This is a genomic window from Kitasatospora sp. NPDC001119, from assembly GCF_053598475.1.
Window position 1 is genome coordinate 1 of sequence record NZ_JBSFKI010000085.1, and the last position, 7,177, is coordinate 7,177.

The 7,177-nt window shown below is 72.8% G+C and carries 12 protein-coding genes and 1 pseudogene; 6 read left to right on the forward strand and 7 right to left on the reverse strand.

Annotation, left to right across the window (positions count from 1 at the left end; genetic code table 11):
- The 5 genes and pseudogenes from ACWDD9_RS43570 to ACWDD9_RS43590 form a co-directional block, all read right to left on the reverse strand.
- Positions 1-182: pseudogene (locus ACWDD9_RS43570) on the reverse strand (RNA polymerase sigma factor SigF); the annotation flags it as partial.
- Between the two features lie 355 nt (positions 183-537).
- On the reverse strand, positions 538-930 hold the full coding sequence (locus tag ACWDD9_RS43575) for an ATP-binding protein (RefSeq protein ID WP_375877418.1): 393 nt from the start codon (positions 928-930) through the stop codon (positions 538-540).
- A gap of 394 nt (positions 931-1,324) precedes the next feature.
- A complete protein-coding gene (locus ACWDD9_RS43580; protein ID WP_049649667.1) occupies positions 1,325-1,543 on the reverse strand; it encodes a hypothetical protein in 219 nt (72 codons plus the stop codon).
- Positions 1,544-1,896: 353 nt separating this feature from the next.
- Entirely contained in the window at positions 1,897-2,355 is a 459-nt protein-coding gene (locus ACWDD9_RS43585; protein WP_049649659.1) for an SRPBCC family protein, read from the reverse strand.
- 90 nt (positions 2,356-2,445) lie between these two features.
- Complete coding sequence (locus ACWDD9_RS43590) at positions 2,446-3,132, reverse strand: STAS domain-containing protein (protein WP_449814766.1); 687 nt, start codon at positions 3,130-3,132, stop codon at positions 2,446-2,448.
- Between the two features lie 167 nt (positions 3,133-3,299).
- On the opposite strand from ACWDD9_RS43590, the gene ACWDD9_RS43595 reads away from it, so the two are divergent.
- Positions 3,300-3,593: a helix-turn-helix transcriptional regulator gene (locus tag ACWDD9_RS43595; protein WP_049649658.1), complete on the forward strand. Its 294-nt coding sequence runs from the start codon at positions 3,300-3,302 to the stop codon at positions 3,591-3,593.
- 156 nt (positions 3,594-3,749) lie between these two features.
- Here ACWDD9_RS43595 and ACWDD9_RS43600 read toward each other — a convergent pair whose 3' ends face one another.
- A complete protein-coding gene (locus ACWDD9_RS43600; RefSeq protein ID WP_159028340.1) occupies positions 3,750-3,998 on the reverse strand; it encodes a hypothetical protein in 249 nt (82 codons plus the stop codon).
- Positions 3,973-4,662, reverse strand: coding sequence for a hypothetical protein (locus ACWDD9_RS43605; protein WP_049649657.1), 690 nt, complete (start codon positions 4,660-4,662; stop codon positions 3,973-3,975). Before ACWDD9_RS43605 ends, ACWDD9_RS43600 begins: the two co-directional genes overlap by 26 nt.
- Before the next feature lie 109 nt (positions 4,663-4,771).
- Here ACWDD9_RS43605 and ACWDD9_RS43610 point away from each other — a divergent pair, with 109 nt between their 5' ends.
- The 5 genes from ACWDD9_RS43610 (at position 4,772) to ACWDD9_RS43630 (ending at position 7,090) form a co-directional block, all read left to right on the forward strand.
- A complete protein-coding gene (locus tag ACWDD9_RS43610; protein WP_375877414.1) occupies positions 4,772-5,206 on the forward strand; it encodes an Hsp20/alpha crystallin family protein in 435 nt (144 codons plus the stop codon).
- Positions 5,207-5,333: 127 nt separating this feature from the next.
- Complete coding sequence (locus ACWDD9_RS43615) at positions 5,334-5,627, forward strand: STAS domain-containing protein (protein ID WP_049649655.1); 294 nt, start codon at positions 5,334-5,336, stop codon at positions 5,625-5,627.
- Positions 5,628-5,671: 44 nt separating this feature from the next.
- Entirely contained in the window at positions 5,672-6,076 is a 405-nt protein-coding gene (locus ACWDD9_RS43620; RefSeq protein WP_049649654.1) for a DUF2267 domain-containing protein, read from the forward strand.
- Between the two features lie 64 nt (positions 6,077-6,140).
- Positions 6,141-6,539 carry a DUF2267 domain-containing protein gene (locus ACWDD9_RS43625; RefSeq protein ID WP_049649653.1) on the forward strand — a complete coding sequence of 133 codons (399 nt, stop codon included), beginning with the start codon at positions 6,141-6,143 and terminating at the stop codon, positions 6,537-6,539.
- A gap of 302 nt (positions 6,540-6,841) precedes the next feature.
- Positions 6,842-7,090, forward strand: a complete 249-nt coding sequence (locus ACWDD9_RS43630) for a hypothetical protein (protein ID WP_049649652.1) — start codon at positions 6,842-6,844, stop codon at positions 7,088-7,090.
- The last annotated feature ends 87 nt before the right edge of the window (positions 7,091-7,177 follow it).

The following is a 7,177-nucleotide window of genomic DNA, read 5'->3' on the forward strand; positions in this document are numbered from 1 at the left end:
TGGAGGATGTCCTCCATGTCCTCGGCCCGGTGCCGGTAGCGGGCGGCGATGAAGCGCACCAGCGGCATGTTGAGCTCGATGATCGTGCCGCGGACATAGCTGTAGGCGCGGCTCTCGCGGGCCAGCCCGGCCAGCCGCCCGAACAGCGCGTCGCTCAGCTCCCGCGCCTCGGACTTCCCCATGCGGCGGAGTTCGGCCGCCGTGGGCCGTCGCGGCAGATCGGGCGGCAGACCCGCAGGGACGGCTTCGCGATCGGTGGTTTCCACACGGATAGACACTGGATCTCCAGGGCATCGGCATCACGCCCGGCGACACGTGTGGGGCTCACACCCCATGCGTCGCGGACTCCTTTCCCAGAACCTGTGCCCGGCTTCTTCAAGCGCGGTCCCGGTGGCACCGTCCACGGTGCTGCGGCAGCCGGACGGATCACGGCCGCTCTCTGGGACTTCTACCCCGGAATCGGTTCCCGACTCAGGATCCGAGCTCTCTCTTGCCGAGCCGACCTCGGACGGCCACCCAGCGTCCCGGGCCCGGTCCTCAGGCCGAGCACTCTCGGTGGTTCGGCGGACCCGGCGGGAACCCGATCTCCAGCCAGACCACCTTGCCCCCGCCCTCGGGCGCGCAGCCCCAGGACCCCGCAAGTCGCTCCACCACACGGAGACCGTGTCCGCCCGGTCGGCCCGGGTCGGCGTACGGGCGCAGCTCGGGCGGCACCGGGCTGGTGTCCGTGACCTCCGCCCGCAGACGGCGCCCGTCCCACCTCAGCCGCAGTTCGCCCGGCCCACCGGAGGTGTGCAGACAGGCATTGGCGACCAGTTCGGCGACCATCAGCAGGAGGTCCTCGGCGACCCCCAGCCTCTCCTCGTCCGCGGTCGGCAGCCAGGACCAGGACCGCAAGGCCTCCCGGGTGTGCTCAAGGCCCGCCTGCACGGCGCCCTCCCGACCGGAGAACACGAACCGCTTGGTCTCCCCCGCGCCCGGAGCCCCCGGGTTCACCGGGACTCCGGCCGGGCCTGCCGTTCCGATCGGCCCTGTCGGCGGCACTTGCCGGAAGCGGTCCATGCCTGGCCTCCTCTCCTCGGCCCGGTCCGGCCGTGCCCAGCGCCTGCCCGAGCGGGTCGCGGCTACACGTCCACGGGACGGAACACGCGCCGCTGATCACCGCCCGGCCCCGCGAACGACTCCTGACCTGGAGGGGGTCGGACCGGCGGCTGATCGAGCCGGCCGCCAGGCAGGTCAACTGCCCCTCCGTCAGCTGGTCGTGTGGATCGGCACCGGTCGGGACCGACCGCACCACGGCCGGGGGTTCGGGTGCCGCCCGGGGTCAGTGCGGCCCGCCCGGGGTCAGGAGGTCCCGCATCCGCTCGGCGGCTGAGCGCTCGGGGGACGGCAGGCGGTCCGCCGGGCGTGCGGTGGGCGGCTGGTGGCGGGGCCGGCCGGTGGAGGACTCCTTGGTCTCCCGCGCCCTGATCGCGAGGTCGCGCAGCGCGGCATCGACTCCCCGGAGGAAGTGTTCGAGGTCACCGGGGTTGCGTGAAGTCACCAGCCGCCAGTTGCCGGCGTCGTCCGTGACCAGCGGTTCGTCGGCCCGGGTGGGGGGCTGCGATGTCGACGTGGACGCCGTTCTCGCGCAGGTGCCGTACGGGGACGCGCAGTTCGTCCTGTTCGACGCCGTAGTTCGTCACGATTGCCAGGGCCCTGCCGTGCTGGGTCACTTCTCCTCCTGGTCCGCGGGATGCCTCGGGTGCGCGAACGCGCGCCCAGGGCTCGGCGGGTACCCGCCGCACCCTGGGCCACGCCTGATCAGCCGTTTCCGATCCGACGTCACCGCGGGGCGTGGACCGGCCGCCGGGCGGGTGTCCCGGCGGCCGGTGGCGCGGACGATCGGAAGCGGGTTCAGCCAGGGCTGATCCGGCCCCGCCAGCCGCCCTCCTCCCGGCCGCGTTCCTCGATGAACGTCTTGAACCGCGTCAGGTCCCCCTTCACCCGGCGGTCGACCACACCCGTGACATCGGCGGCCCGCTCCGCCACGCCCTCGGGCCGGAAGTCGATGGCCATGGCGACCCGGGTGTGGTCCTGGTCGAGCTGCCGGAAGGTCACCACGCCCTTCTGGTCGACGTCGCCGCCGGTGGTCCGCCAGGCGATCCGCTCGTCGGGCTGCTGGTCGACGATCTCGGTGTCGAACTCACGGGTGACGCCGCCGATGCTGGTCCGCCAGTGGTTGTGGCGGTCGTCCAGCTGGGTCACCGAGTCGACCCCCTCCATGAAGCGCGGGAACTCCTCGAACAGCGTCCACTGGTTGTAGGCGGTGTGCAGGGGGACGTCCACGTCCACGGACTCCTTCACCATGCTCATCCGCTCCTCCTTCCACGGTACGGCCAGGGATTTCCCGGCCGACCGTGCGCCTGCCCGTCCGCTGCCGGCTCAACCGTCCCGCCCGGATGGTCATCCTCCGTCGGGGCGCGGGGCGGGCAGCGGGCGGTGCCGCAGGGCGTCCTCGGCGGTGGGGTGGACGGGGAACAGCGCGGCGGTCCCGGTGAGCTCCAGCACCCGCAGCGTCCGCCCGGAGGGGGCGACCAGCACCAGGGGGATGCCGATGTCCAGCGCGCGCCGGCGGGCGGCGAGGAGCAGGTTGAGCCCGGTGCAGGTGAACAGCTCCACACCCGCCAGGTCGACCGCGAGCAGGGCGGGACGCCGGACGAGCGCGGCATCGAGTGCCCGGGCGGCGACGGGCTCGCTGTCCAGGACCATGCCCCCGGTGAAGGAGCACACGAGGGCGTCACCGGCCCGGACGGTCTCCGCCTTCAGGCAGGGCGGCACGGCCCACTCCTCGGGCCGGGAGCCGCACCGTACGGCCGCGCCGGCCCCGCCGTCGACAGCGGCCCGCCCGGGCTGGGCGGACGCGATGCGTTCGAGGTCCTGCCACAGGTCGAGGGCCCGCTCGTGAAGCCCCGCCGCGGTGCGGCTGCCCTCTTCGAGGGCCGTCAGGTAGGCGTCGACGCCGGTGACGGCGTGGCGCACCTGCCGGCACAGCGGCTCCCCGCGGGGGCGGGGGTCCCGACCGCCCTCGCGGGGCGGCCCCAGGCAGTCGACCAGCCGGGACCTCAGCCGTTCCAGCCCGTGCCTGCTCATCGGGTCCATGGAACCATCTCCAGAAGCAGAGCCGCCGGGGAATCCGCGGCGAAGCACTGCGGAGTGCGGCCCTTCCACTGTTCGCCCGTCCGCCAGACATGTCAACCATTGCACGAATCTCCTGTCGTGTATCGGCAGTCGTGAAACAGGAGTCCTATCGTGGAGGAATGGACAACGGCACAGCGCCCGAACGGCAATGGACCTTCCTGACCAACCACGCCCGCGTACTGGTCCAGATCGCCCGCGACCCCGGCATCCGCGTGCGTGACATCGCCGGCCGCTGCCTGCTCACCGAACGCGCCGTCCAGCGCATCATCGCCGACCTCGAACAGGCCGGATACCTCAGCCACGAACGCCACGGCCGCACCAACCACTACAGCGTCGTCACGAGCAAGCAGCTGCGTCACCCCGCCGACGCCGGCCCCACCATCGCCGAACTCCTCGCCACCCTCCTGCGCTGATGCCCAACGACGGCACGGAGAGCCGACGGCAACGCCGAGGCGGCCGGACGGCCACGGACAGGGCGTGAGCTTCTTGAGAGCGGGGCGGCGCAGCGGGCACAGATGCACAGGAGCCGGTTCTGACGGCCGGGGTGGTTGCGGTGGTTCCCGGCCTCGTCAGGCCGGCGCGTTGTCCGTCGGCGCGGTTGGGTGACTGTCCGGATCGGGGGCGGGCAGTGGCCAGTCTGGGTGGGCGAGGTGCCGGCGCAGGGCGTCGAGGCGGGCGAGGTGGTGGTCGAGGGCGGCGTTGACGGTGCTCGTGGTGGCGGCCACTCGTGCTTCGAGGCCGTGGATCCGGTCCAGGAGGTCCTGCCAGCGCCTTTCTGCGGTGGCGACAGGGTCAGGCGCGGCGTCGGTCACTGTCATCGCGGATCTGGGTGGTGTGGTGGGTGAGGGCGTCGAGGCGGGTGGCGAGGTCGTCGTGGCCGGCGCCGAGGTGGGGGCGGACGGCGGCGAGGGGCTCTATCAGGTCGGCGGGGTCGGTGGCGCCGAGGGCGGCGGTCAGGGCGGCCTGGGCAGGACGGGCGCCGGGAGTGAGTGCGGCCGTGGTGATCCGCGCGGCGAGGACCCGCAGCTCGGCGGCGTGGTCGCGGGCCCAGACGGTGACCGATCGGTCGGCGGCCCGCCGGTCGCGGACGGCCTTGACCCGTTCCGCGCCGGTACCGGACCGCGAAGCGTCGGCGGTGGAGGGCTTGAGGCGCAGGTAGCGGTTCTCGGCGGCCTGGCGGCTGGCGACGCCCATCGGGTGGGCGAGGTCGGCCCAGGTGGCGCCGGCCTCCCGGGCGCTCTCCACCAGGCCGGCCTCCCAGCCGGCGAGTTGGCCGCGCAGCTCGCGCAGCAGGACGAGTGCGGCCAGGGCCTGCTCGGGGCCACCGTGCTCGTCAGGGGTGGTCGGGGGCCGGGACGCGGGGTTCTGGGCGGTGCGGACGGCGTCGTCGATGGCGGCCAGCGCCGCCGCGGCCGCCAGGAACGAGACGGGCTCGACCGGTGGGGAGGCGTCGGGGGCGGCTTTGCGGGACTTCTCGCTCATGCCGTCACTCTATAGGCGACGCGACAACTTGTCATTGGATGGATGACGCGCTAGAAAGGACTCAGGTGAAGCGCACTGGCACCCATTCGATCCATGGAGGTGTTTCGCAATGCTGCTGCGCACTGACCCGTTCCGCGAGCTGGACCGGCTGACCCAGCAGTTCCTCAACACGACCGGCACCTGGTCGCGTCCCACGCCGATGCCGCTGGACGCCTACCGGGCCGGCGACGAGTACGTGATCTGCTTCGACCTGCCGGGGGTCGACCCGGAGGCGATCGACATCGACGTCGAGCGGAACATGGTGACCGTCAAGGCCGAGCGCCGCCCGCGCCAGGAAGGCGAGGGCATCAAGTGGGAGCTGTCCGAGCGCCCGCTCGGTGTGTTCTCCCGCCAGGTCATGCTCTCCGACACCCTCGACCCCGCCGGGATCACCGCCGACTACGACGCCGGCGTGCTGACCCTGAAGATCCCGGTCGCCGAGAAGGCCAAGCCCCGCAAGATCGAGATCAGCCACAGCGGAAGCCGCAAGCAGATCCGGGCCTGACCGGCCCCCGATGCCGTTCCGGCCGCCCCCGATCTCTCCCCCTCGATCGAATGGGGCGGCCGGAACACCCCCCGACCGCCGGGCCGGCCTACTTGGACCGGCCTACCAGCAGCGACGCGGAAACGCCATGAACGGCCAGAGCAACCAGCCCTTCATCGTGCGAGCCCACGGCGAGATCGACCTCGACGCCGCACCCTCGCTGCACCGTGCCCTGGCCACCGCGCTCGAGTCGCACCGGGAGGTGGTGGTGGATCTGTCGGAGGTGACGTTCATGGACTGCGCGGGCCTGGGCGCCCTGGTCCGGGCCCGCGCCCAGGCCGACCGGTGCGGTGCCCGCCTGGTCCTGCGCGGAGCCGGCCGCCGCGTCGTGCGGCTGCTCAAGCTGACCGGTCTGCACCGGCGCCTGGCCGTCGAGCCTTGAGGTCACCCGGGCGTGCCGGGCCTCGGGACGGAGGGAGAACCGCGATGACGCTTCGATGGGAGGCGTTCCTGGAGGAGGTCCGGGAGCGCGGTGAGTACGACAGCCCACAGGAGGCCGAGCGGGCCGCCCGGGTGGTCCTTGCCCTGCTCGGCGCCCACCTGGTCGGCGACGTGCGCGCCGAACTGGCCGCCCGACTGCCCGAGACCATGGCCCTGATCCTGCTCAACCCGCTGCAGGCCGCCGAGCCACTCAACGCCGAGCGTTTCGTGCGCGCGACCGCGGCCTGGATCGAGGGCGCCACTGAAGCCACGGCCCTGTGGGACGTCGGCGCCGTCCTGTCCACGGTGGCCGACGCCGCCGGCGACGACCTCATGGACCAGGTCCTGCTCCAGCTGCCGCCCGGCTACGACCTGCTGTTCGGCCGCCCGACCGCAAGGACACGACCCTGACCCCGACCACCCCTCACACGCCGCCGGCCCGCCCGGCGGCCAGCCCCTGGAAGGCCCCACCGTCATGACCCGCTACCGCCACCTCCTCCAGCAGGTCCGCAACCTCGGCCGCTACCCCACCGACGAGGAAGCCGAACGCGCCCTCGACGCCGTCCTGACCCTCCTCGGCTCCCAGCTCACCGGCGACGAACGCTGCGACCTCGCCGCAGCCCTGCCCGAACGGGCCCGCGCCGTCCTCGCCGCCCAGATCCCCCTCCCCTCGCCCGTCACCGCCCCCGCCTTCGTCGAAAGCCTCGCCCACACCCTCGGCACCAGCCTCACCGCCGCCCGCTGGGACGCCTCCTCCATCCTGGCCGCCCTCACCACCCTCACCGACGACAACCTCACCGACCGCCTCCTCACCCACCTACCCCGCGGCTACGCCCTGCTGTTCGGCCGCGCCGACCTGGCCGCCGTCGCCTGAAACAGCGGGCCCGACCTGACACCGCCGGCTGCACGTGCATCCTCACGCCTGTGCGCACAGGGTAGTAGGACGAGCGGAACTCGCTACTTCACTGAACGCGACCTCACCAGACCCGAAACACCCGGCACCGGAGATCGTCACCGCGGGGCCGCCATGCCCCCGCAGGGCCCGGCATCCGCCGTGCAGGCGGCGGCAGGACCGCGGAGGGACTCGGATCAGGTGCCGTCCGTCGGTTCAGGCCCGGAGTTCCCGGGCACCCGCGAGGTATCCCACCGGCAACGACTCACGAAGGAGAGCCCGCCATGACGAAGTCCGGCGACAAGGGCACCCAGCCGAACGAGACAACGCGGGACCGCTCCGCCGAGGAGCGTTCGATCACCTCCCCCACCCCGGCCGACGTCCGGGCGAAAGCGGACGGGATCGTCGGGGCCCGCGAGCGCTCCGCCGAGGAGCGCGGGATCACGGCTCCCACCCCGGCCGACGTCCGGCGCAAGGCCGACTCGGACGACGACGAACCGGAGCCGCCGGCGGCGGACACCGTGGCGCCCTAGGTGTACTGACCACGGAGGTTGGTGACAGGGCTCACGGCCGGGTGATCTTGAAATGAGTGAGGGCCTTCTGGCTCGGTGTGGATTGCG